Source organism: Myroides gitamensis, from assembly GCF_029894455.1.
GTDB classification, from domain to species: Bacteria; Bacteroidota; Bacteroidia; order Flavobacteriales; family Flavobacteriaceae; genus Flavobacterium; species Flavobacterium odoratum.
In genome coordinates this window covers 3,502,743-3,527,775 of the sequence record NZ_JARYHN010000001.1, presented here as the reverse complement: position 1 = coordinate 3,527,775, position 25,033 = coordinate 3,502,743, and the positions used below count along the sequence as shown (strand labels likewise).

Here is a 25,033-nt window from a genome sequence, read left to right as displayed (position 1 = left end):
CTATACCACAGCAAAAATTAAATCATATAGGCCTAGTTGAGTTTTCTTCTTAACTTTGTCCTTCAAAAGGAATCACAATTATGATTGAAAATAAAAATCAAAGTAAAACACAAGTAGAGCAATTGGGTGAATTTGGCTTAATCAAGCATTTAACCAAAAACTTCTCTACAACACAATCTTCTACATTAAAAGGAGTTGGAGATGATGGAGCTGTCCTTGACTTTACAGGAGATAAGGTTGTTGTTTCAACCGATTTACTCATTGAAGGTGTGCATTTCGATTTAGCTTATGCTCCATTGAAACACTTAGGTTATAAGGCTATTGTTGTCAATCTATCTGATATCTGCGCGATGAATGCGGTTCCTACTCAAGTAACTGTTTCCATTGCCGTTTCTAATCGTTTTCCGTTGGAAGCCTTAGAAGAACTCTATGAAGGAATTGCACTAGCTTGTAATTACTACAAAGTAGATTTAATTGGCGGAGATACTACTTCTTCTCAAAAAGGATTAATCATCAGTGTAACCGCTTTAGGAAAAGCACAAGAAGAAGATCTAGTATACCGTACTAACGCACAAGATAACGACTTATTAGTCCTTACAGGGGATATTGGCGGTGCTTATATGGGATTACAAGTTTTAGAACGCGAGAAACAAGTATACCTAGTTAATCCAAATAACCAACCTGATTTGTCTCCTTATGATTATATCATCGAAAGACAGCTTAAACCAGAAGCGCGTACTGATATCAAACAATTATTGGCCAGAACTGGATGTAAAACCAACAAGTATGATTGATGTATCAGATGGATTATCTTCTGAAATCATGCATTTATGTACTGAATCAAAAGTAGGTTGTAACTTGTTTGAAGAAAAGCTTCCCTTAGATCCACAATTCATCAATACTTGTGAGGAATTCAATATTGACTCAACTACCATTGCAATTAATGGTGGAGAAGATTACGAATTGTTATTTACGGTTAAGATGGAGGATTATGACAAGATCAAAGGAAATCCAAACTTAACAGTCATTGGGCATATGACTCAAGAAAGCGAAGGCGTACACCTCATCACAAGAGACAATACCAAAATTCCAATCAAAGCAAAAGGTTGGAATGCTTTACAGTAAATGATAAAACTGGCGTAATGCCAGTTTTTTTATGCCTTATTTGTTGCGCTAATTCGTCATAACACCTCAACTAAAATAAAATATTAACTATTTTTCACAACTATTTAATAAAATGTTTTAAATTTGGGTAAAAACACACAATTATGAACACAAATTACCCAGAAGAAAATCAGGAGCACCAAATAGAAGTTCAACAAGAAGAAACGGTTACAACTCCTACAAACGGTGGATACCAAACCCCTCCTCCTCCCCTTTATCAACCTGCAATTGAGAAAAACCCTATCGGATTGACTGGATTTATCTTATCTATTGTTGCCATTGTTTTATCTTGGCTACCCATTATTGGATGGTTGTGTTGGTTAGTTGGATTAGTTCTTTCTATTGTTGGTCTTTTCAGAAGACCCAAAGGATTTGCTATCGCAGGGTTAATCATTTCCCTCATTGGTTTCGTTATCATGTTCATCTTATTAGGTCTGTTAGGACTTGCTTTTACAGCGGCTGCCCTATCCTAGATTTAAAATACACGTAGAAGCAAGGCTTAATGCCTTGCTTTTTACGTTAAGAAATTATTAGATTTTTATTAGAATTAAGCTAAATCTTATGTTGAATTTGAACAAATTACTACCTTGCGTCAGTCAAATCGAAAAGATTACTTAATTTTGTTCCATCTAATAAACTCATAACAAGCGTCGTGAAAAGAAAAATAGCCGTATTTTTTATGCTTATGTTTCTGATTTCAACAACTGAATTTGGTCAGCTGTTGAAATTTCCATTGCTTGTGGAGCATTATGTTGAACACAAGGGATTAAATCCTGATTTGAGTATTTGGGGATTTTTACAAATCCACTATGACAATAACCACAAAGAAGATGGAGATCCTACGGATGAGAAACTACCTTTTGTTTCCCACGCTCCCATTATTCATCTTGTGGCAACAACCCCACCTACTATGCTTAAAATCGATCGTATCAAAATTCCAACGAATAATACCCCGGTGGAAAGTTTTCACGATTCCGTTTTTGAAAGTAGTTTCTTATCCTCTATTTGGCAACCGCCGAAACACTGTTAATACATCTAGACCCTTACCCCGTCCATCACTTTTTAGTTAGATGACGTGGTTGTATCGTATTTATGTATCAACTCAATAGCAGTATTTATCCAATAGTGCCGTGATTTCACATGAACCTTAGTCTGTCTTTCCTCAAACATGTTGTTTAAGGAACGATGATGCTGTAGTATGTATAGAATTTCACTACTGGATTGAGACTTGTTTTTGAGTACAACAGTCGTATTATGTTAAATAAAATAATTGAATATTCTGTAAAGAATAAATTGATCATAGGCTTAATGGTACTTGGCCTAATCGGTATTGGTATTTTTCAAATGACCAAATTACCTATCGATGCTGTACCCGATATTACAGACAACCAAGTGCAAGTAATTACTGTCGCTCCCAATTATGGAGCAACAGATATTGAGCGCTTAGTTACCTTCCCGATAGAACAAGCCAATAGCAACATCCCTGGAATGAAGAGCATTCGAAGCTTTTCTCGTTTCGGCTTGTCTTTAATTACCATTGTATTTGAAGAAGATGTTGATATCTACTGGGCTAGACAACAAGTAGGAGAACGTTTACAACAAGTACAAAACGACATTCCTAAAGAAGTGGGGCAACCAGAATTAGGACCAATTTCTACCGGATTGGGAGAAATCTACCAATATGTTGTCCGCCCTGAAAAAGGATATGAACAACAATTTGATTTAACGGAATTGCGATCCATTCAAGATTGGATTGTCCGTCGTCAGTTGATTGCTGTAAAAGGAGTAGCCGAAGTGAGCAGCTTTGGAGGAAAATTAAAACAATATGAAATTGCCATTGACCCCAATCAGCTTGATGCAAATGGATTGACCATCAAAGATGTTTTTGAAGCCCTCAATCAAAACAACGAAAATACTGGGGGCGCTTATATTGAAAAAGGGCCTACGGTATTGTATATTCGTTCAGAAGGATTAATCGGAACAGTAGAAGATATCGAGAATATCGCGATTACCTCAAAAAACAATGAATTTCCGATTCTCATTCGCGATATTGCCAAAGTACAGATTGGGCATGCTACCCGTTATGGAGCGATGACCTATAATGACCAAGGAGAAGTGGCAGGTGGAATCGTCATGATGCTAAAAGGTGAAAACAGCAACAACGTGATTCAAGATGTCAAAGCCCGAGTGGCTGAGATCCAAAAATCACTTCCGAAAGGAGTGGTTATTGAGCCTTTCTTGGACCGTACCAAAATGGTAAACAACGCCATTGGAACCGTCGAAACCAACCTATTAGAAGGAGCCTTAATTGTAGTCTTAGTACTGGTTTTATTCTTAGGTAATTTCCGTGCAGGATTATTAGTCGCTTCTATTATTCCCTTAGCCATGTTATTTGCCATCTCGATGATGAATTTATTTGGCGTAAGTGGAAACCTCATGAGTTTGGGTGCATTGGATTTTGGTTTAATCATCGATGGCGCCGTCATCATTGTAGAAGCCGTCCTCCATCAATTCAGTCACAACAATAAGTTCAAAGAAAAAGTCTTGCTAAAACAAGAAGAAATGAATCAAACCGTCGTGCAATCTGCATCGAAGATGATGAATAGCGCGGTATTTGGACAAATCATTATTCTTATTGTTTATATTCCAATTTTAACGTTACAAGGGATCGAAGGAAAAATGTTTAAACCTATGGCACAAACCGTAGCTTTCGCCTTATTGGGTGCATTTTTACTCTCTTTGACGTATGTACCCATGATGAGTTCCTTGGTCTTGAGTAGAAAAGTAAGCACGAAGCCTAATTTTGCTGATCGTTTTATGGCAAAATTGGAAAAAGTATACCAAAGTGCTTTAGTAAAAGTATTGGAAATCCCTAAAACCATCTATGCTATCGTTGGTTTATTGTTTGTAAGTGCAATCTATATCCTATCTACCTTAGGAGGTGAATTTATTCCATCCTTAGAAGAAGGAGATTTTGCAGTCGATACCAAAGTATTGAATGGAAGTAATCTTACTACAACCATAGAAAGCACACAAAAAGCCGTGCATATCTTAGTTACTCAATTTCCTGAAGTAGAAAAAGTAGTGACCAAAATTGGAAACAGTGAAGTACCAACCGATCCCATGCCGATGGAAGCAGGAGATATGATGGTTATCCTGAAAGATAAAAAAGAATGGACTTCAGCTTCTTCTTTTCCTGAATTAGCAGAAAAGATGACACATGCACTAGAAGAAGTTCCTGGAATTACCGTTGGTTTCCAATTTCCTGTGCAAATGCGCTTCAATGAGCTTATGACAGGAGCTAGACAAGATGTTGTAGTCAAAGTATTTGGAGATAATTTAGACACCTTAGCGACAACTGCCAATCAAATTGGGCAAATCATCAATACCATTTCAGGTGCAACAAACCTATATGTAGAGCCAATCACAGGAATGCCGCAATTACTAATTGAATATGATCGTGCAGCTATTGCTCGCCATCGCTTGTCTATTAGTGACGTCAATCGCATTGTCAATACTTCCTTAGCGGGACAAAGTACAGGTATGGTGTATGAAGGCGAGAAGCGATTTGACATTGTGGTGCGTATGAATGAAAAGAGTAAAAAAGACATTCAACAAATCCGCAATATCCTAATCCCTACTCCATCCGGAGCACAAATTCCGTTGAGTCAATTGGCTTCAGTTGACATCAAAGAAGGGCCGAATCAAATTCAACGTGAAAATGCACAACGTCGTATTTTTGTTGGTTTCAACGTAAAAGGCCGTGATGTTCAGAGTATTGTTGAAGAATTACAACAAAAAGTAGAAGCAAAAATTACAATTCCTACGGGTTATCGCATTACCTACGGTGGGCAATTTGAAAATCTAAACGAAGCAAAAGAACGCTTAGCTATTGCCGTTCCTTTGGCCTTAGTGCTCATCTTTGTCTTGCTGTTCTTTGCTTTCCGCGATATCAAAGAATGTTTGATGATTTTCACTGCCATTCCGCTCTCTATTATTGGAGGTGTATTTCTACTCGCATTAAGAGGCATGCCTTTTAGTATCAGTGCGGGGGTTGGTTTTATTGCCTTATTTGGAGTTGCCGTATTAAACGGGATTGTATTAATTGCTGAATTCAACCGCTTGCGAAAATCAGGGAACACCAATATTGTATACGTCGTTGTTCGCGGAGCAAAAAGTCGTTTGCGTCCAGTTTTGATGACTGCTTCTGTAGCTTCCTTTGGGTTTCTACCTATGGCGCTAAGTAATGGCGCTGGAGCGGAAGTACAACGCCCTTTGGCAACCGTAGTAATTGGAGGATTAATCCTCGCCACTTTCTTAACTTTATTTATTTTGCCTTTATTATATATCACTTTTGAACAAAAGCTGAACTTTTCATTCTTCAAAAAGAAAAAAGGAAGCACGCTAGCAGTAATGATTGGTTTACTATTCTTAACAGCAAACCAAACCTTTGCTCAAACTCCAATCGGCTTAGACGATGCGATTGAACGCGCGATGGTCAACAACCACGCCATTCGCACAGAACAATTGCGCACTGCCTTTGCCAAAGCGTTTATCCATACAGCCACGGACCTTCCACAAACAACAGTGGCAGGTGAATTCGGACAGATTAACGGTCCTTATACGGATAACAAATTTAGCATCAGTCAGGATATTGCTTTTCCAACGATTTACAACAAGCAAAAAAAGGTCTATCAGAAAACATGGCAAAAGAGTATTTTCGATTTAGAGCTCAAAACAGTTGAAATCAAAAAAGAAGTTACACAAAGTTTTTTCGATTATTTCTATTGGAATGAAAAAGAACAGTTGCTACATCAAGCAGATAGTATGTATACCTCTTTTTACAACAAAGCGACGTTGCGCTTTCAAAAAGGAGAAAGTACAGTGTTAGAACAAACCACAGCTAAAAATCAATTGATTAAAATTCAAATGCAACTAGGTGAAATAGCGCAAGCGAAGAGTTTAGCTAAATTGCAATTGAAGTATTTACTCAACACGGAAGAGGATTTGCTTCCTGTATTGGACGGAAACAAAGTAGAGTTATTAGGATTAGAGCAAGACCTTGATTATAATCCACAGCTAAAGATAGCAGAACAAAATAGCATAATCGCACAGGCGCAAACCCAGTTAGAGCGATCAAAGTTATTACCTACGATTCAGTTGGTCTATAACAACAGCAGTTTTATGGGATTAGCAGCCAATGATGTGTATTACAATCGCAAGGATCGTTTTCATGCTTTTCAGGTTGGTTTAACCTTACCGCTCTTTGATTTTGGTCAAAAGGGAAGAATACGCGCTTCCAAAGAAGCAGAAAAAGTAGCAGAAGCGGAATTAACGATGACCAAACAAAATATAGTCAATCGTTATCAACAATTGTTGATAACCCTCAACAGTAGTCAACAAATACTAGCAAGTTATGAACAACAGGCCCCAAAAGGCGCTGATGTGATTATGAAAACGGCAGAATTGCAATTCGTCAATGGAGAGATCAACTATCTTGAATATGTAATGCTGACCAATCAAGCCTTAGAACTGTTAAGCAACTACTTTGATTCATTGAAAGCATACAATGATACAGTCATCCAAATCAATTATCTAACTTCAAATAACTAGCCTTATGTCTATCTTATATAAAACTATTCGTCGATTTTCTATTGTAATGGTAGGTCTATCCTTATCCACTGTGTTCATTCAATGCAAAGACAAAGAAACGACTACAACAGAAATAGAAATTCAAGAAGAAACGGATATCGTACAATTAACGGATGCTCAACTCAAGCACGTTGATTTAGAAACCACAAAAATTCAAGAACGCACCATTGCAACCGTGTTGAAATTAAATGGGAAAATTGATGTTCCCCCACAAAATTTAATCTCGGTAACCAATCCACTAGGCGGTTATATCAAGCAAACCAAATTAATGCCTGGTATGCACATCAAAAAAGGCGAGCAAATTGCCATTATGGAAGATCCGCGTTATATTGAATTGCAACAAAATTACCTCATCGCTAAAGACAAGTATGAATTTGCAAAATTGGATTACCAACGCCAGAAAGACCTAAATGCAAGTCAAGCTAGTAGTGATAAAGTCATGCAACAAGCCCAGGCAGAAATGAATACTCAGCGCATTGCGATGAATGCCTTAGGACAACAGTTGAGTTTGATTAACATCAATCCCAATACCTTGACGTACAATTCAATTAGTCGATCTATCGCTATTTACAGTCCAATCAATGGTTTTGTAAGTAATACTTATGTGAACATCGGTAAATATGTTACCCCATCGGATGTCATGTTTGAACTCATTGACCCCACAGATATTCATTTAAATCTAAAAGTCTATGAAAAAGACTTAGACAAACTAGAAGTAGGACAACGCGTGGTAAGTTTTACGAACAATAATCCAACGAAGAAATACGAAGGAGAAATTGTACTCATTAGCATGGATGTCAATACAGAGGGAACATCTGAAGTACACTGTCATTTTGAAAATTTTGAAAAAAACCTTTTACCAGGAATGTATATGAATGCAGAAATTGACACGCATTCTTCCTTAACCAAGGCCTTACCAGAAGAAAGTGTAGTCTATTTTGAAGGAAAACACTTTGTTTTTGTGGTAACAGGTAAACAAACCTATCAATTAACTGCTGTTGAAGTTGGAGAAACTGAAGATGGGTTCACGGCTATTCTTCATGCAGATGCACTAACCAATAAAACCATTGTTTCGAAAGGAGCTTATACCTTGCTCATGAAATTAAGAAATACAGAAGACGAAGAATAAAACGAAAAGTCCAGCTTAGGCTGGACTTTTTTTATGATTTAATACAATAAATCATCTAAATTTCGCTCAAAAATGCTTTTCCTGCAGTTTCAAATCTTAAACGATTTTCTTATTTTTGTTCCCATAAGACACTTACGCAAGAAAACACCTCCTTGTTGGTTATTTTTTGTACTCTCTTATCCATTATCCAAAACAAGGCATCAGTTTTATTTTTCTATTTCTAATTTAAGTTCCATTTATGTACCACTACTTTAGCAGTTTGTTTTTACTGATTTTCTCCACTTTGGTCTATCCGCAATCGGATAAATTAAAGATTGAACCGTTAAACGATCATATCTATGTCTATACGACCTACCAAGTATTTCAAGGGGTCGAATATTCTTCCAATGCCTTGTATGTAGTGACAGATGAAGGAGTAATTCTCATTGATACCCCTTGGGATAAAGATCAGTATGTTCCTTTAGTAGAACATATTAGACGTGAACATAACAAAGAAATAAAATGGGTCATTACCACACACTTCCACGAAGATCGTTCGGGTGGACTGGATTATTTCAATAAAGCTGGAGCAGAAACCTATACTTATGCTTTGACCAACGAAATCTTAAAACAGCGCAATGAGCCGCAAGCGACTTTTACTTTTGGTTCAACAAAGCAGTTCAACTTGGGCAACGAAAAAATAGAGGTATACTTCTTGGGCGAAGGTCATAGTAAAGATAATACGGTGGTTTGGTTTCCAGAAGAAGCGATTTTATACGGTGGTTGTTTGATTAAAAGTGCAGAGGCAACGACTATCGGCAACATCGTCGATGGCAATGTAGAGGCTTGGCCTGCGACAATCAATGCCGTAAAGCGCAAATTCAAAAAGGCCAAAGTGATTATTCCAGGGCATGATGCTTGGAATACATCTGGTCATCTTGAAAATACAGCGCGTATCTTATCGGCTTATCAGACACAAAAATTAAAGAACAACAAGCAATTATAATAGTAACCCAATAAACTTAAGATTATTAACAGCAAATAGCTTGTGGTGAAGTTTTTAATCTTAAAGTCTTTTATTACTTTTGCACTATGGCAAAACAAGATGATATTTTTAAGAATGTTATTTCGCACGCAAAAGAGTATGGATACATTTTTCCATCTAGCGAAATATACGATGGTTTAAGCGCAGTATATGACTATGCTCAAAACGGTGTAGAATTAAAGAGAAATATTAGAGAGTACTGGTGGAAATCCATGGTACAAATGCACGAAAATATTGTAGGAATTGATGCCTCAATCTTTATGCATCCAACCACTTGGAAGGCTTCAGGTCACGTTGATGCATTCAATGATCCTTTAATTGACAATAAAGACAGTAAAAAAAGATATAGAGCAGACGTTTTAATTGAAGACTACTGTGAAAAATTACACCAAAAAGCATTAAAAGAAATTGAAAAAGCGAAAAAGCGCTTTGGAGAAGCTTTTGATGAAGAGCAATTCGTTGCGACTAATCCACGCGTTGTAGAATACTACGCAAAGAAAAAAGAAATTTTAGAGCGTATGGCTCGCGGTTTAGATACAGGAGATTTGGCTGATGTAAAAGCACTTATCGAAGAGTTAGAAATCGCTGATCCTGATACAGGTTCTAAAAACTGGACGGAAGTACGTCAATTCAACTTGATGTTTGGTACAAAATTAGGGGCTTCTGCAGATACGGCAATGGATTTATATCTACGCCCTGAAACAGCTCAAGGTATTTTTGTAAACTTCTTAAACGTTCAAAAAACGGGACGTATGAAAATTCCTTTTGGTATTGCCCAAACAGGAAAAGCATTCCGTAATGAAATCGTAGCACGTCAATTCATTTTCCGTATGCGTGAATTTGAGCAAATGGAAATGCAATTCTTCGTGAAACCAGGAGAGGAAATGAAATATTACGAGTATTGGAAAGATACGCGTTTAAAATGGCATTTATCTTTAGGAATGGGAGCAGAAAACTACCGCTACCACGATCACGAAAAGTTAGCACACTATGCCAATGCTGCAACCGATATTGAATTCAACTTCCCATTCGGATTTAAAGAATTAGAAGGAATTCACTCGCGTACAGACTTTGACTTAAAAGCACACGAACAATTCTCAGGTAAAAAATTACAGTTCTTTGATAACGAAACCAATTCATCTTATGTTCCTTATGTTGTAGAAACATCAGTAGGATTGGATCGTATGTTCTTATCTATCTTCTCTAAATCACTTCAAGAAGAGACTTTAGAAGATGGAACAACAAGAACCGTATTGAAATTACCTGCAGTATTAGCACCAACAAAAGCAGCAATCTTCCCTCTACTGAAAAAAGATGGTTTACCAGAAATTGCACAAGAGATTATCGAAGACTTGAAATGGGATTTCAATGTCGCTTATGATGAAAAAGATGCTGTAGGACGTCGTTACCGCCGTGCAGATGCTTTGGGAACTCCTTTCTGTATTACAGTGGATCACCAAACATTAGAAGATAAAACGGTTACGATTCGCCACAGAGATACAATGAAACAAGATCGCGTTGCAATTGCAGATTTACGCAATATCATCAACGAAGAAGTATCAATGAGAAATTGGTTAAAAAAAATGATGTAATCCATCATTGTTATTCCATATAAAAGGTTCCTCAACATTTGGTTGAGGAACCTTTTTTTCTTTATACACTCCGTTGATTATCGCTTATTCATTTTCCAATCCCTTAATTGCTGCACCGTTAAATCAGCTATCACCTCCCCTCTGATGCGTATTTCAGAGACATCGGGTTCTTCACATCGCCAATCTACTGTAATAATGGTATCTTTTTTGTGAAATGAAAAACGCAATTCTCCTTTTCTCTTGATAATAGTATCACCTATTTCTAATAATTCCGAATAATTCCCTAACCACCGCGTTTCATCTATACAAATACATTTTCTCTTGGTGAATAAATGTATTCCCTCCGATTTTAAATTATATGCACTAGACGAAGGACGCTGCGTTATAATTTGCAAGCACTCAACAGCTAATGCATATTTCTTATCTATCTCGCAATCTCCTTTCAAACAAGACGAGAACAATAGTAATACACTGAAAACCCCTATTTTTTTTACCCTATTTATTCCAACCATTTTGTTACATTTTTAATTCCTTCACTTACTTTAAAAACTTCAGCCTTAGAACGGGTATAACCTCCTCCTAATCCCATTCCATCATTAATGTCATTTATAACCAAAAAAATCATTTGTTTTTAAAAATTATCTCAATTAAAAATCAAAAACAATACCAATATTTCATTTCACAAGCTTATTGTATCCGATACTTAGGATGGATTTTCATTCTTAATGTAGGTTAAGTCTCTATTAATCAGAACATCCCTATCTTTGTATTATTGATAATCACAAAATATAATAGATATGAAAAAATTAGCTTTACTCGTTGTAGCTACCTTATTCTCAGTTACTTCATTTGCACAAACGAAATGGAATGTTGACCCGATGCACTCGTTCCTAAACTTTTCAGTAAAACACTTAGGTATTTCTTTTGTTGACGGAAAATTCGAAAAATATGAAGGAACGTTTATAGGAAACCCTGAAGATTTGACAAAAGGGACTTTCAGTTTTACTGTAGATGCAAACAGCATCGATACAGGTGTTGAAATGCGCGATAACCACTTAAAATCGGCGGACTTTTTTGATACTGCAAAATTCAATTCAATGAAATTTGACACGAAATCAATCAAGAAAACAGGAAAAGATAAATATGAACTAGTAGGAAACTTAACAATTAAAAATATCACAAAACCTGTAACCTTCCGATTAGTATACGGTGGTTTATTAGCAGATGATGGAAATGGAAATACAAAACTTGGTTTTCAAGCGACAACAACAATCAACCGTTTTGACTTTGATGTAGCGTATGATCCAACAGGACAAGCTATTGGAAAAGAGATTGATATTACAGTGAATTTAGAATTCAGTAAGGCTAACTAATCCTTTATATATCTTTAAAATGAAAAGGGTTTGCTATTGATAGCAAACCCTTTTTCTATGTTATATTTCATCATTTTCAATGACAACTAAATTATACGTCACGTGTTCTACAGCTTCATTTCGAATGCGATCAGCTACTTTAGAAACGGCCACTGGGCTATATGATTTAAACAAACCCAATCGATTGAGAAACTGCAATACCTTTACGCCTATTTTTTCACCACCACGATCAGAATTCGGTCGGATTAGCGAACTTGGTCGGATGATAATGGTACGGCTAAAATGCAATTGGGCAATCGCTTGTTCGATTCTGCCTTTCAGGTAAAGATAAAATACCTTACTGCGATAATCTGCTCCTTTGGATGAAACCAAAACGAAAGTTTCGATTGACTTAACCTTGCAATACTTAGCAAATTGAACCACATAATCATAGTCGATATGCCATTGTGCTGCTTTTCCTCCTGCTTGCTTCTTCGTTGTTCCTAAACAACTAAAAGCAACATCCCCTTCAATGAGATGATGCCATTGTCCCATTTGTTCAAAATCTACGACGTGACAAATCAGCTTAGGATGTTGAATATCCCAAGGGCTACGTACAAAAATTTCGACAAAATGATAGCGCTCGTCACACAATAGTTGACGGACTAATACTTTTCCAACGGCTCCTGTAGCGCCAATAATTACAGCTCTCATACTAGTAATTTACAAAAAAAACTAAAACGATTGATTTCTTTTTACATTTTCTTACACTTACTTGGTTACTCCATGTGGTGCAAGCATGTGTTTCGGATCCAATAGTTCATCCAATTGCTCTTTAGTCATCAACTGATGAGCGAGGATTAGATCATAGACCCCTTTTCCTGTTTCCAGTGCTTCTTTGGCAATTTTGGTACTCGCTTTATATCCAATGTAAGGATTTAAAGCAGTCACAATGCCGATGCTCTGTAATACTTGTTCTTTTGTATGATCCGCATTTGCTTGAATTCCTTTGATACACTTCTCTTGTAAAGTATCCATGGCTTGAATCATCCATTCCATAGATTCCATCAAACTATGTACCAAAACAGGTTCCATTACATTCAATTGCAACTGTGCAGCTTCCGAAGCCATCGTAATTGTCATATCATTTCCGATTACTTTAAAACACACCTGATTCACAACCTCTGGAATAACAGGATTTACTTTTCCTGGCATAATAGAAGACCCTGGTTGCATCGCAGGTAATTGAATTTCAGCCAATCCCGTGCGCGGTCCAGAAGATAGTAAACGCAAATCATTACACATTTTTGATAACTTAATGGCAACTTTTTTCAACGCATTAGAATACGCGACCAATCCACTTGTATCCGATGTTGCTTCAATTAAATTAGCTGCTGAAACTACAGGTTGCTGCATCAGCTCTCCTAAATTCTGAGCACATAAAGTCGCATACCCTGGAACTGCATTTAGTCCTGTTCCAATAGCCGTCGCTCCCATATTAATTTCTAAAAACGAAAGACTCGCTTCTTCTAATTTATTGATTTCACGGGCTAACGTAAATGCAAAAGCGCCGAACTCTTGTCCTAAGGTCATCGGAACAGCATCTTGCAATTGCGTACGTCCCATTTTAAGAATCTCTTGAAACGCGACCTCTTTTTCTTCTAAGGCTTGAACGAGCGTTTTTAAACTCAATACAACACGTTGATTCATCTCAAATAACGCCACTTTAAATGCCGTTGGATAAGCATCATTCGTAGATTGAGATAAATTCACGTGATCATTCGGTGAACAATACTGATATTCTCCTTTAGCATGACCTAAAATTTCCAAAGCGCGATTAGCAATCACTTCATTGGCATTCATATTCGTAGACGTTCCTGCTCCCCCTTGAATCATATCAATAGGAAAATCTTGATGGAATTGACCGTCTACTAATTCTTTACAAGCAGTTTCAATGGCTTGATATATTGTTGAATCTAAGAGTTGAAGTTCATAATTAGTCTTAGCTGCCGCCCATTTTACCAATGCCAATCCTTTAATAAAAGACGGATAATCCGCTAACTTTTGCTTCGAAATTGCAAAATTAGCAATGGCTCTTTGGGTTTGCACACCGTAATAGGCATTAATAGGAACTTCGATTTCTCCTAGCAAATCACTTTCAATTCTTGTTTGTTTCATGACTTTTTTTCTTTGCTTACACTACTTTGATTTATTCTTTTGCATCCTAATCTAGGATTGTACTACTCTTCAAAAGTACCCGACACATAGTACAGTTTTTCACCTAAAAATTCAAAGGTTGAATTTTCATAATGTTGGTGATCCTGTCCCTTTGCGTCTTTGAAATAGGCGCGAAATACAACTTGTAAAGCGGAGGCTGATTCAATTTCTAATCGCAACCATTGATTTTCACTGGCCCATTGCAAAATAGATTTTTTACTATACAGATGACGGGTTCGCGGATGTGTCGTATCAATCAAATACTTTGCATTCGCTACTACATACGCTGTATATCTGGAACGCATTAAAGCTTCTGCCGTTGTTGGATACTGTGTTCCTTGAAGAAAAGGCATACAACAGTCCGCTAATTTGTGTTCACTACCACAAGGACATTCCATATCGTTAAGCATCTAGTTGTTGTTGTAAATCGCCTACAATCTTTTGCATCTTGGCAAAACGCACCAATTCTTCATCTGTTTCAGCACAATCAATCATCATCTTTAATCGTACTTGTATCTCTTCTGCTAATCTTCGAGCTTCTACGTGTTTTCCTTGATCCACCATTTGCTTTAAGATGATTATTAACTTTTCCATACAGTTTTACTTTTTGCTTATACATTACAAAGATATTGGTTGCTTTCATTTAAAGTGGTTTTTTATTCCTCCGATTTCTGTTATTTTTAAGTCAACAAACCCCCTTTTTATGTTCAAAGACCTCGTCAATCTCCTTTTTCCGAAATGCTGCTCTGGTTGTTTTACCATTCTCTTGACCCAAGAAGAATTGCTATGTACAGCTTGTCGCGCAGCCTTGCCCTTTACCAACCAACATTTGCATACCGAAAACGAAGCCATGGGAAAATTTTATGGCAAAGTCAAAATTCAGCAAGCAAGTTGTTTGTTATACTACGCTAAAAATGGCATTGTTTCCAATCTCCTTCATCAATTGAAATACAACAACCAACCAGCAATTGGTTTTACTCTTGGTCGTTTATATGCAGAATTTCTCGCGGAAACCCAGGCGTTTCCTTTGGTCGATTTTATTGTTCCCGTGCCCTTGCATCGAAAAAAGCTACGTCAACGGGGTTACAATCAAGTAGATGGATTTGCTAAAGCCTTAAGTCAGCGGTTTCAAGTCCCACTCCATTCATCCGTCTTAATCAAAGCAAAACAAACAGCCTCACAAACAACAAAGAGCTTTCAAGAACGCATACAAGCGAAGCCTATGGTTTTTCAATTGCAATCCACCGCTGATCTAACAGGAAAACACTTTTTGCTACTGGATGACATTCTAACCACAGGAAGCACCTTGGAAACTTGTGCAAGGCTTTTATTACAAATCCCTGATAGCAAGGTGAGTATTTTGTGTTTAGCATACACAAAATAAAGTTTTTAGGGGCTGATATTTTCTAAGTAAAAAATATAATTGTTACTTTGTCTTTTCAAAACAAAACTATGTCGAAGTTTCGTCTTTATTTTTTTACTTGTTTACTCATTTTATGCGTAACCTGTTTTTCTAATTGTGCTAAAAGAGGCTATATTTCTGGTGGACCGATGGACACCTTACCTCCTGTCGTATTAAAAAGTTATCCTGAAAATTATTCGATCAACTTTGATAAGGATGAAATTAGAATTGAGTTTGATGAATTCATCAAATTAAAAAATGCCAATCAGAATTTAATTGTTTCTCCACCGTTGAAGAACAATCCTGATATTTCACCTATGGGAAGTCCGAAAAAGGTCATGACAATTAAGCTTAAGGATACACTATATCCCAATACGACTTATAGTTTCAATTTTGGAGATGCCATAACAGATAATAACGAAGGAAATGTATTACCTCAATTTAAATATATTTTCTCAACCGGAACTTATATTGATTCACTAAAATTAGAAGGAACCATACAATCTGCTCATAAATTAAAAACAGACAACTTTGTCAATGTTATGTTATATGATGCTGCGACATTTAAAGATTCAACCGTTTACAAAGAGAAACCCTTGTATATCACCAATACACTGGATTCTCTAACGACTTTTTCTATTGAAAATATCAAAGCAGGAACATATTATGCTGTTGCGTTAAAACAAAAAACGAATACGTATATGTTCAACTCCGATCAAGATAAGATTGCTTTTATCTTGGACACGATTGTAATTCCTACAGATAAAAAATACAATCTAGTACTATTCAAATCAGAAGAAAAGTTTGTGGCTAAACGCCCTGCTCAAATTTCTGAAAACAAATGGTACTTGCCTTATAAAGGTAATAAAGAGGGAGTAAAAATTAAAGTATCTAAAAATGATAGTTTAATCCAAAGCGTATATACACCACTAGAAGGAAAAGATTCCCTTCAGGTTTGGTTCCCTAAGGTCATTGCAGATTCACTTCATATTGCTGTTAGCAAAGAAGATTATTTGGAGACCTTTACAGTACGTCCTCGTGCAAAAATGAAGGAAATTGATACTTTAAGTGTGACAGCGAAGAATAATAACATTGACTTCAAGGAAGATTTCACCTTAAAAACAACCACACCTATTGCGACCGTAAATAAGAATTTGATTCAAATTATCAACAAGGATTCTCTTCCTGTTGCTTTTGAAGTTCAAGAAATATTAGACGAGCAAAAAGTAGCCTTACTATTTGAGAAAAATCAAGAAGAATTATATGCCATTCAATTGTTACCTCAAGCCTTAACAGATGTTTTTGGCTATGCTAACGATACGCTAAGCTACGCGTTGAAAACAACCAAGCACAGTGATTATGGAAATTTAAATCTCAGTTTAAAATCGGTTAAACGCTATCCGATCATTGTAGAACTGATTGACGAACAAGAAAAAGTATATGCAACGCAAATCATCAAAGAACCGCAAACGGTCATCTTTGATTTATTACCACCGCGTAAATATTATGTGCGTATCGTTTATGACGACAATGAAAATGGCAAATGGGATACGGGATACTATTGGGATAGACGTCAACCGGAGGAAACCTTTTACACAGACGAACCGATTGATGTTCGCGCAAACTGGGATATCAATCAAGATATAGATTTATTAGCTGTTCCTAAACAGAAAACGTCAACCAATCCGACGAAACCGAATAAAAAACCAGCTAAGAGATAAAACAAAAAGCAGCAGTCACTTGTAGTTGACTGCTGCTTTTTGTTTCTAGATCTTTCTTCTTTTATTTCTCTAATTTCTGAAAGGTTTTATAGCAGATATAGACAATAAATAATCCGACAACAATTAAGACCGCCCATAGTATCTTATTTAGGCGATCTCGATTGCTTTGCTCTTCATTCGCTTCTTCTTTTACCGCTGTTACAACCTTAAACTCTTGCGTCTGAACGAGAGGTAAATTCGAAGGGATATCATTTTTAAAATAAGTGATATCGTATTCGGGTGAGCCTTTTGTTGCACTATTGACTTCTATGTCATAACTTTCATTTGCCTCAAGATAGGCTGTAGCAAATCGAGTTAAGGAATAGAGTTGGACCGATTGGATGGTAAGCGAGATATTATTCCCATTCTCAATTTCTATATAGGGATTCTGAACTAATACATCATTCAAAACCCACTCATTTCTTTGTTTAGAAGAGAGTACAAGCGGAACAGCTACTTTCGTTACAGAATCTCTTAAAACAGCCTTGCGGTAGTAATCTCGCGGTGATTCCACCTCTAGTACTACTTTATTTAATTTATAGTTCAACTCCTGAGGAACGAACGACACTATCGTTTTTTTCTCTTTCGAATCGGTTATACTCTTATCATATTGCAACAGCATTGGGCTAAATTGACCATACGTCTTTGTCCCAACTACTGTACTTACTTTATTTACTTTCAAAGGAGTTGACTGATTGTTAATCAGCTCCATCTCATAATAAGGATAACGTCCTTCGGGAATAGAAACAAACAAGGTTTCCTCTTCTCTTTCGGACGAGGTATAGGTATAAATAGGTGTTTTCTGTTTGACAATAAACCAATCTTGCTTGTTGTTACTTCCCCTTACTGAAGCCGTAATTGCAACATCTGCTTTATTTATAGTAACATAAAAATCGGTGATTTTTTTTTCTTCTGGGTTGTGAATAACAAAGCGATTGATGCTATCCCTTTCTACGCGATCCATCAAAGGGTACTCAACCATCTTCGTTTCTTTAGACGTTGGCTGTACTGCCCGAATAAAGTAAGGAACTTCAATAGCTTCTCCTTGTTCTTGTTTAAAAATACGAAGATTGGACAAATCTGTTGTAGCATTCCCTACTAATCGATTATCCAATTCAATCGAATAATATCCACTCGTTGTTACAGGAGGAAGACTGGCCTTATACATTTTAGTTTGGGCATATCCAGATGACATACTCAGCAAACAAGTACTCCCTACCATCCAAGCTACTGCTATATTGTGTATTTTTTTCATGTGTAACTCTTTTAATTGCAATAAAAACAAGAGACTTATTCTATTGCTCACGATGTTGCTCTTCTTTATCTTTTAGCAATAATTTAATGCGCTCTAGAAGGAAAGATACCACTAAAAGGATTACCCCCAACACGACAAAAGATGCAATCTTTCCCCCTTGATTCATGCGCCAAACATCATATAAATAGAATTTCAATATGATAATCCCGAAACTGATTAATGATAGCTTTCTCAATTCTGCCTTCTCTTTATTCATCCCAATAATCATGAGCAACATCGCCATCAAGCCCCAAAGGATTGGATAACCATAGGCATGGACATCTGATAAAACAGCTTTATACATCTCTTCTGTACTAACCATCCACACAACGAGGTTATCAAGTTCTACTGACGAAAGCAGTACTAACGAGGCAAATAACAAGGCGTGTACCCATTTATAACTTTCGACGGAAAGCAACTGAATGTTGTTATATAACCTAAAGTAGAAATAAGCAAAAGCTCCAATTGCTACGAGATGTAAAGTAAAATACGCAGGCGAATACTCGCCAAAATAAAAGATATCTTTTCTCAAGGAGCTTACAGCAATTGCGAAAAGCAGAAGTAATATACCTGATACCGCAAGGTTGATGGAATAGAAGAGTTTGGTCATCTTCTTTTTATAAAATATCAAATATACCGCTGCATATACTACTGTATACGTAACTAAGCTGAAAGGAAACTTATAGATACCATCTGTGACACCCAGATTAGGATATTCTATTCGGGCACCTACCTGATACGAGATTTCCAAGAACCCGATTCCATAAGCTAATACCAGTAATAAACTAGTTAAAACCTTGTGTATCTCAGCAGATGTTGGCTGTTGCATGCTTTTCAAACCTATTGTATCTTCCTCAACTACTGGTTTTTTTCCTGTGATGTAATAAATAAAGAAAAACGACAACAAGATGACAATTCCCGTTAAGGTATATTGGTTTATGACAATAGGCAGGATATCAACGATACTATTTTTATCTTGTTCTATATCGTAAATCAGCGTTGGATTAAAGCTTCGAATATCGATCAAATAAGAAACCAATGTAAGAACTCCCAATACAATTGAACCTATTCGGAACAGATTGGCTTTGGAACGCGTCCAAATCCAAAATAAAACACTCATTTCTACAGCCCATACAATCGTGATATAGACCTTGCTTAACTGTACAGGTATCGCCAAAGATACCAATCCGATAGTAATAGCTAATAACGTATAGGTAAAGTTTTTATCGATTGGCGCTGTTTTAGCTCTTGTTGTCAGCACGATAAATAAAGCATTAATTAAAGCCATACCCACAATAATTACCCCTAGATAATTAGTCCCCATGCTATTTGCTTGTATCATGAAGAAACAAATCAAAGAAGTAAAATTAACCACTGTGATATATAGCAGCTGACCCACATCCGATTTTTCTTTCGAATTCTTGATATAACGCAACACCAACAAGACCATAAACTGCAAGAAAAATAAAGAAGTAAAGAAGATGGCATCTGCTTGGTATTCTTTATTCACTTTTAGTACAATCCAAGCAATTAAATATAAATAAGTCAATACATAACTAAACTTATCAACCAACAACCATCTTTGACGAACAGCCACAATAAGTACCCCTGTATTCAATAGGAAGATATACGAAAACAACACCAAGTGATTTCCGTTCCCCGTACTAATTAAGAGCGGTGCTAACATGCCTCCAATAAAGGCAAAAATAGCGAGTTCTTGCCTCTTATAGGCAATAGATAAACACACGGCTAGTACCGTGATGACACTTAATATAATAAACGTGACAGTCTGATTAAATAGTTGATATTCTCTAAAAGCCAAAGTAATCGTTGTATACAAGATTGCCAAACTTCCTCCCATTAATATAGAGGAGAATACGTGGTACTTCGTACTTAATTTATGGGCTATTCCCGCGACTATTCCTCCAACTGCAACTCCTAACGCCACACGTCCAATTTCATTAATCCAATCTTGGTCTATCGCATACTTCACAAAGAATCCTATTCCCAATACCAGCGTGATAACACCAATAGCATTCAACCAATTTAACTCTTTCAATGCTTTGACAAACTTGCTATCTTCCTGCTCTCGTACTACAGCATACACCTTAGGGTGCACTTCATCCGCAACTTGATATACACGATCTGCCATAGTAGGTATAGGAGGAGGTAGAATTTCTTCTTTTGGCTCAACTACCGTCTGAATCGGTTCGGGTATCATCACCTCTTCTTCAACTGGAGGGCGTATTGTTTCTACAGGATGTTCAATAGGAATCGGCGATGACACTACCTCGCGCTCCACTTCCTGCTCCGCAGTTGTAGGCGTTGAACTGATTTCCTTGCCTTTGAGGCTATCTATATCCCCTTGTAGTTTTTTTAGCATGTGAGACAAACCATCCACCATTCGATTGGATTGTTCCAGTTGCGTATTGACTTTATCAAATTTATTAGTCACCCTAATAAGCAAGATCATTGCAATGACTAGTATAAGTAAAATTAAAAACTCCATATCGTTTCTGCTTTAGTTGAGAATAGCAATCCCTGAACAATCTAAGTTCGGCAAGCACCTTTTTGGTTAATTACCAAAATTAACCAAAAAAACAAACACTTTTACTCCCTAATGATAGTGAATCTGAACATCCTTTTACACAAGTTACGATTCAATAGGATTCACGCACCTACTCTACGTGTTTTTTTAAAACTTTTCACCATTTTATCCTTGTGTAAGAATCTTTTAAAAAGCACCTCGTAAATATTTAACTAAAAAAAGGAAACAAACGAAAAAACACACACATAACAAGCTGTAATAGTGATAATTATAAACATAGTTAAATTAGTATTAAAATGATTTTTTCACACTTTCCTGCTATACATTTGATCTATCAAAATTAAAATTTAATCCACGATGAGATTAACAAAAATGACTTTAGCTATCGCATTTTTAGCTATCGCTTTCGCTTCTTGTAAAGACCAAAAAGAAGCTCCTGTGACTGAAGAAACAACAACTACTGAAGTAGTAGAAGAGGTTGCGGCACCTGCTGTAGACACCAAAGTATTAGTTGCTTCTTGGACACAACCTAACCCTATTAATGACAAAGAAGTACAAGGTTTCGAATTAAAAGAAGACGGAACAGCAGCTTCAATTAATATGGCTACACTTCAAACTAAAAAGTGGTGGGTAGAAGGAGATAAATTATTCTTGGAACAAGAAAGCATCGGTAATGGTACATCAAGTATTGATACTGTATCTTACCAATTTGAAGTAGTTGATGGTAACACATTAAACCTACTTAACGGGGAGTCAAAAGACTCTTTCACTAGAAAGTAATCTGTTTTTAGATTTAGTAGATGAAAACAAAACAAACTGTACTTGCTTTGGCTTTTGTAGCTTTAGCATTCGCTTCTTGTAAAGATCAAAAAGAAGCAACTGTAGTGGAAGAAACTCCAGAAGTAACAGAACAACCTACTCCAGAAGTAGCTCCTGCAACTTCCTTAGTTGGTATTTGGACACAACCCAATCAGGCAAATCCTAGTGTACTACAAGGTTTTGAATTAAAAGAGGATGGTACTATGGTTGCAGTAAATGATACGGCAATGATTTTTACGAAATGGAAACTTGTAGATAACACACTAGTTTTCGAAAGTGAAGTTGCCAACAATGATCCTGCTTCAGTAAAAATCAGTACATTTAAATACGAATTAGTAGCGGGTAACACCCTGAAACTAGACGTCGATGGAACGATCGAAACGTTTACAAAACAATAAAAGGCATTTCTTTTTATATGAAGAGCTACCCAATTGGGTAGCTCTCTTTTTTTGGTTCCATTGGAACATCTTATCTTTCTTCTTGTACGCTTCTATTTTAGTTCAATTTCATCTGCATCTTTCAGAAAAGCAAATCGATTTCTCGCTTTGTCTTGTATTGTTTTATCTAGCGTACAATAACGCACCTCTTCGCCTTGTTGTGGTTCAATGAGGTAGTGTCCCATATAGTCAATCACCTGCGAATGCCCTGTATACTGGTTGTCATTTTGGTCTTCACCACATCGATTAACCCCTACTACATAACTCATATTCTCAATGGCGCGTGCTTTTAGCAGTGAATCCCAAGCATAAATGCGCTGATCAGGCCAGCTGGCTACGTACAGCAATATATCATAGGCCTCCCCAACGTTGCGGGCAAAGGCTGGGAAACGCAAATCGTAACATACTAAAGGACAGATATTCCACCCTTTGTATTCAACAACTAAGCGGCTTGTTCCAGGCGCATATACCTTTTCTTCCCCTGCCAGCGAAAACAAATGGCGTTTATCGTAGGTTTTAAATTCACCCGTTGGCCAAATAAAAAACAACCGATTATAATACAACTCTTCTTCTTTGATGACCATACTACCGATTAACGCAAAATCAAGCGATTTACAGCACGATTGTAGTTCAGCAATAAACTTGTCTTGCATAGTCATAAAAACGCGCTCAGGATTCATTGTAAAGCCTGAAGTAAACATCTCTGGCAATACAACCAAATCTGTTCCTGGTTCAATTTGGTGTAATTGATTTTTAAAGTATGTTGTATTCTGTTCTATATCCTCCCAAACTAAGGGAGCCTGAATTAAAGCTATTTTCATCCTGCTCATTTTAATCACTCAAAAATACAAAATATTCTTAGGATGTTATTTCCGCATCAAAGAGAAACCTCCCCTTTAGGTTAGTCTTAAAAAGATAAAAGGAGAAACAATTGTTTCTCCTTTTATCTTTTTAATGATTTTCATGTGTACAAAGTTCACTGTATTTAGCTAATATTTGTCTAAAAAAGACGAAATCTACTTCGCTTTTATATTCCAATTTAGCCAATTTCTTGGAAGATCCATTTGCTATTCTGTTTGCAATAAATTCCTTTTTAGTTGCTTTAAAATCTGCCAAAGCCTGTTTATACTCTTCTTTATAGTTCTTTGAGTCAATATAATTTTCTTGCAAATACGTCTGAAAAGCTTTGCAGTTTTTATCCATTAGCATCATAAACTGAGCAGTCTCGCGATCTGTTCTGCGATAAGCGGCATGGAAAAAGAAAAAGTAATCGGTATTGGCTACAGGAAAATAAAAATGGGTAAAAATTAATCTCCCATTATCTAAAAATAACAGTTTGGCATACGGAACATCTTTATATGTATTCAACGGAAAGAAATCAACAACATACTTATCTGAAAACTCATATTTTTTATCAAATTTTCGAATGCGAACAGGATAATATACAGTAGAGTGTATCTCATCCTTTTTATCGTAAACCTCTACTGAAATTATATCTCTAGATGAAACAGGGCGATAGTCCTTTGCTCCATCGCTCTTAAACTTAAATTCGTACGGATCGGTATATTGAGATCCAAAAGCAGTGAATTTCTCTCTAATTTTCCCTGTTTCTTTTGAACCGTTTTTAAATGTGAGGACTGTTTTTCCATGATTTACATCTGTAGCTGCGAAACCGAGCTGTCCATAGGAAATAAGAGAAGAGAATAACAATAAAATGCTAAGTAGTAAGGTTTTCATTAAATTTTGAAATTTGTGTTAATAAAAAGCAAATGTATGTTAACGAATCCAAAATGCAAATTATGCTAATAAAAAAAGCAGCACAAATGTGCTGCTTTTTCCTTTTTCAAAAAAATATTAAAATCAATTATAAGGCGTGCTTTTAAGTATTCTCTGTTCATACGAGCAATATTCTCTAGAGAAATACCTTTTGGACATTCAACCTCACAAGCACCTGTATTAGTACAGTTACCGAAGCCTAAAGCGTCCATTTCAGCTACCATGTTCATTACACGGTCTGCAGCTTCTACTTTACCTTGTGGCAACAAAGCAAATTGAGAAACTTTTGCAGATACGAATAACATAGCTGAAGAGTTTTTACACGTAGCCACACATGCACCACAACCAATACAAGTAGCAGCGTCAAATGACTTATCTGCATCGTGCTTTGGAATTGGAATAGCATTTGCGTCTTGTGTATTACCAGAAGTATTTACCGAAATAAATCCTCCTGCGTGTTGAATTTTATCAAAAGCGGTACGGTCAACTACTAAGTCTTTGATTACTGGGAAAGCTTTTGCTCTAAATGGTTCAATATAAATAGTATCACCATTTTTGAACTTTCTCATGTGTAACTGACAAGTAGTAACTCCTCTATCTGGTCCGTGTGCTTGTCCATTAATAAATAACGAACACATTCCACAAATACCTTCACGACAGTCGTGGTCAAATGCTACGGGATCATCCCCTTTCTCAATTAGCTCGTTGTTTAGAACATCAAGCATTTCTAAGAAAGACATATCAGGAGAAACATCATTGATTTTATATTCAACTATTTTTCCTTGTTCTTTAGCGTTTTTTTGACGCCATATTTTTAATGTAAGATTCATCTGCATCGAATTTTTACAACAAGATATGATTCAAGAA

General features: G+C 36.5%; 20 protein-coding genes and 2 pseudogenes. 12 read left to right on the top strand and 10 right to left on the bottom strand.

Going from position 1 to position 25,033, the window contains the following annotated elements:
- Positions 1-80 precede the first annotated feature (80 nt).
- From thiL to M2306_RS15625, 7 genes and pseudogenes are all read left to right on the top strand, one after another.
- A pseudogene (gene thiL / locus M2306_RS15655) lies at positions 81-1,125 on the top strand (thiamine-phosphate kinase).
- Positions 1,126-1,268: 143 nt separating this feature from the next.
- Entirely contained in the window at positions 1,269-1,637 is a 369-nt protein-coding gene (locus tag M2306_RS15650; protein WP_259189397.1) for a DUF3040 domain-containing protein, read from the top strand.
- 179 nt (positions 1,638-1,816) lie between these two features.
- Positions 1,817-2,194, top strand: a complete 378-nt coding sequence (locus M2306_RS15645; RefSeq protein WP_259189395.1) for a hypothetical protein — start codon at positions 1,817-1,819, stop codon at positions 2,192-2,194.
- 224 nt (positions 2,195-2,418) lie between these two features.
- The gene (locus M2306_RS15640; RefSeq protein ID WP_259189393.1) at positions 2,419-6,777 is read left to right on the top strand and encodes a CusA/CzcA family heavy metal efflux RND transporter; all 4,359 of its coding nucleotides are present in this window, start codon (positions 2,419-2,421) and stop codon (positions 6,775-6,777) included.
- Positions 6,778-6,781: 4 nt separating this feature from the next.
- Entirely contained in the window at positions 6,782-7,945 is a 1,164-nt protein-coding gene (locus tag M2306_RS15635; protein ID WP_259189387.1) for an efflux RND transporter periplasmic adaptor subunit, read from the top strand.
- Between the two features lie 238 nt (positions 7,946-8,183).
- A complete protein-coding gene (blaTUS, locus tag M2306_RS15630; protein ID WP_259189385.1) occupies positions 8,184-8,930 on the top strand; it encodes a TUS family subclass B1 metallo-beta-lactamase in 747 nt (248 codons plus the stop codon).
- 86 nt (positions 8,931-9,016) lie between these two features.
- Entirely contained in the window at positions 9,017-10,561 is a 1,545-nt protein-coding gene (locus M2306_RS15625) for a glycine--tRNA ligase (protein WP_115091935.1), read from the top strand.
- Positions 10,562-10,638: 77 nt separating this feature from the next.
- Here the strand turns inward: M2306_RS15625 and M2306_RS15620 are convergent, their stop codons facing one another.
- Positions 10,639-11,073: a hypothetical protein gene (locus tag M2306_RS15620; protein WP_259189384.1), complete on the bottom strand. Its 435-nt coding sequence runs from the start codon at positions 11,071-11,073 to the stop codon at positions 10,639-10,641.
- 285 nt (positions 11,074-11,358) lie between these two features.
- On the opposite strand from M2306_RS15620, the gene M2306_RS15615 reads away from it, so the two are divergent.
- The gene (locus tag M2306_RS15615; RefSeq protein WP_259189380.1) at positions 11,359-11,934 is read left to right on the top strand and encodes a YceI family protein; all 576 of its coding nucleotides are present in this window, start codon (positions 11,359-11,361) and stop codon (positions 11,932-11,934) included.
- Positions 11,935-11,994: 60 nt separating this feature from the next.
- Here the strand turns inward: M2306_RS15615 and M2306_RS15610 are convergent, their stop codons facing one another.
- The 4 genes from M2306_RS15610 to M2306_RS15595 all read right to left on the bottom strand — a co-directional run bounded on the left by M2306_RS15610 (position 11,995) and on the right by M2306_RS15595 (position 14,724).
- A complete protein-coding gene (locus tag M2306_RS15610; RefSeq protein ID WP_259189374.1) occupies positions 11,995-12,627 on the bottom strand; it encodes an NAD(P)H-binding protein in 633 nt (210 codons plus the stop codon).
- 57 nt (positions 12,628-12,684) lie between these two features.
- Positions 12,685-14,091 (bottom strand): aspartate ammonia-lyase, encoded by a 1,407-nt coding sequence (gene aspA / locus M2306_RS15605; protein ID WP_259189372.1) that lies wholly within the window; start codon positions 14,089-14,091, stop codon positions 12,685-12,687.
- Positions 14,092-14,153: 62 nt separating this feature from the next.
- Positions 14,154-14,540: a YchJ family protein gene (locus M2306_RS15600; RefSeq protein WP_259189370.1), complete on the bottom strand. Its 387-nt coding sequence runs from the start codon at positions 14,538-14,540 to the stop codon at positions 14,154-14,156.
- A complete protein-coding gene (locus M2306_RS15595) occupies positions 14,533-14,724 on the bottom strand; it encodes a hypothetical protein (protein WP_002988067.1) in 192 nt (63 codons plus the stop codon). The genes M2306_RS15600 and M2306_RS15595 overlap by 8 nt, the downstream gene beginning before the upstream one ends.
- A gap of 109 nt (positions 14,725-14,833) precedes the next feature.
- Here M2306_RS15595 and M2306_RS15590 point away from each other — a divergent pair, with 109 nt between their 5' ends.
- A complete protein-coding gene (locus M2306_RS15590) occupies positions 14,834-15,514 on the top strand; it encodes a ComF family protein (RefSeq protein WP_259189367.1) in 681 nt (226 codons plus the stop codon).
- Between the two features lie 68 nt (positions 15,515-15,582).
- Positions 15,583-17,253, top strand: coding sequence for an Ig-like domain-containing domain (locus tag M2306_RS15585; RefSeq protein WP_259189365.1), 1,671 nt, complete (start codon positions 15,583-15,585; stop codon positions 17,251-17,253).
- A 61-nt stretch (positions 17,254-17,314) separates the two neighbouring features.
- On the opposite strand, the gene M2306_RS15580 is transcribed toward M2306_RS15585, so the two are convergent.
- Positions 17,315-18,547, bottom strand: a complete 1,233-nt coding sequence (locus M2306_RS15580) for a hypothetical protein (RefSeq protein ID WP_259189364.1) — start codon at positions 18,545-18,547, stop codon at positions 17,315-17,317.
- Positions 18,548-18,587: 40 nt separating this feature from the next.
- Complete coding sequence (locus M2306_RS15575; RefSeq protein WP_498882898.1) at positions 18,588-21,095, bottom strand: DUF2339 domain-containing protein; 2,508 nt, start codon at positions 21,093-21,095, stop codon at positions 18,588-18,590.
- A gap of 396 nt (positions 21,096-21,491) precedes the next feature.
- Here M2306_RS15575 and M2306_RS15570 point away from each other — a divergent pair, with 396 nt between their 5' ends.
- Entirely contained in the window at positions 21,492-21,914 is a 423-nt protein-coding gene (locus M2306_RS15570; protein ID WP_002988083.1) for a lipocalin-like domain-containing protein, read from the top strand.
- Between the two features lie 20 nt (positions 21,915-21,934).
- On the top strand, positions 21,935-22,351 hold the full coding sequence (locus M2306_RS15565) for a lipocalin-like domain-containing protein (RefSeq protein WP_259189355.1): 417 nt from the start codon (positions 21,935-21,937) through the stop codon (positions 22,349-22,351).
- Between the two features lie 92 nt (positions 22,352-22,443).
- Here M2306_RS15565 and M2306_RS15560 read toward each other — a convergent pair whose 3' ends face one another.
- The 3 genes and pseudogenes from M2306_RS15560 to M2306_RS15550 all read right to left on the bottom strand — a co-directional run.
- A complete protein-coding gene (locus M2306_RS15560) occupies positions 22,444-23,211 on the bottom strand; it encodes a nitrilase family protein (protein WP_259189352.1) in 768 nt (255 codons plus the stop codon).
- Positions 23,212-23,341: 130 nt separating this feature from the next.
- On the bottom strand, positions 23,342-24,127 hold the full coding sequence (locus M2306_RS15555; RefSeq protein WP_115091944.1) for a hypothetical protein: 786 nt from the start codon (positions 24,125-24,127) through the stop codon (positions 23,342-23,344).
- A 131-nt stretch (positions 24,128-24,258) separates the two neighbouring features.
- Positions 24,259-24,996, bottom strand: a pseudogene (locus M2306_RS15550) (succinate dehydrogenase/fumarate reductase iron-sulfur subunit); the annotation flags it as partial.
- Positions 24,997-25,033 lie beyond the last annotated feature (37 nt).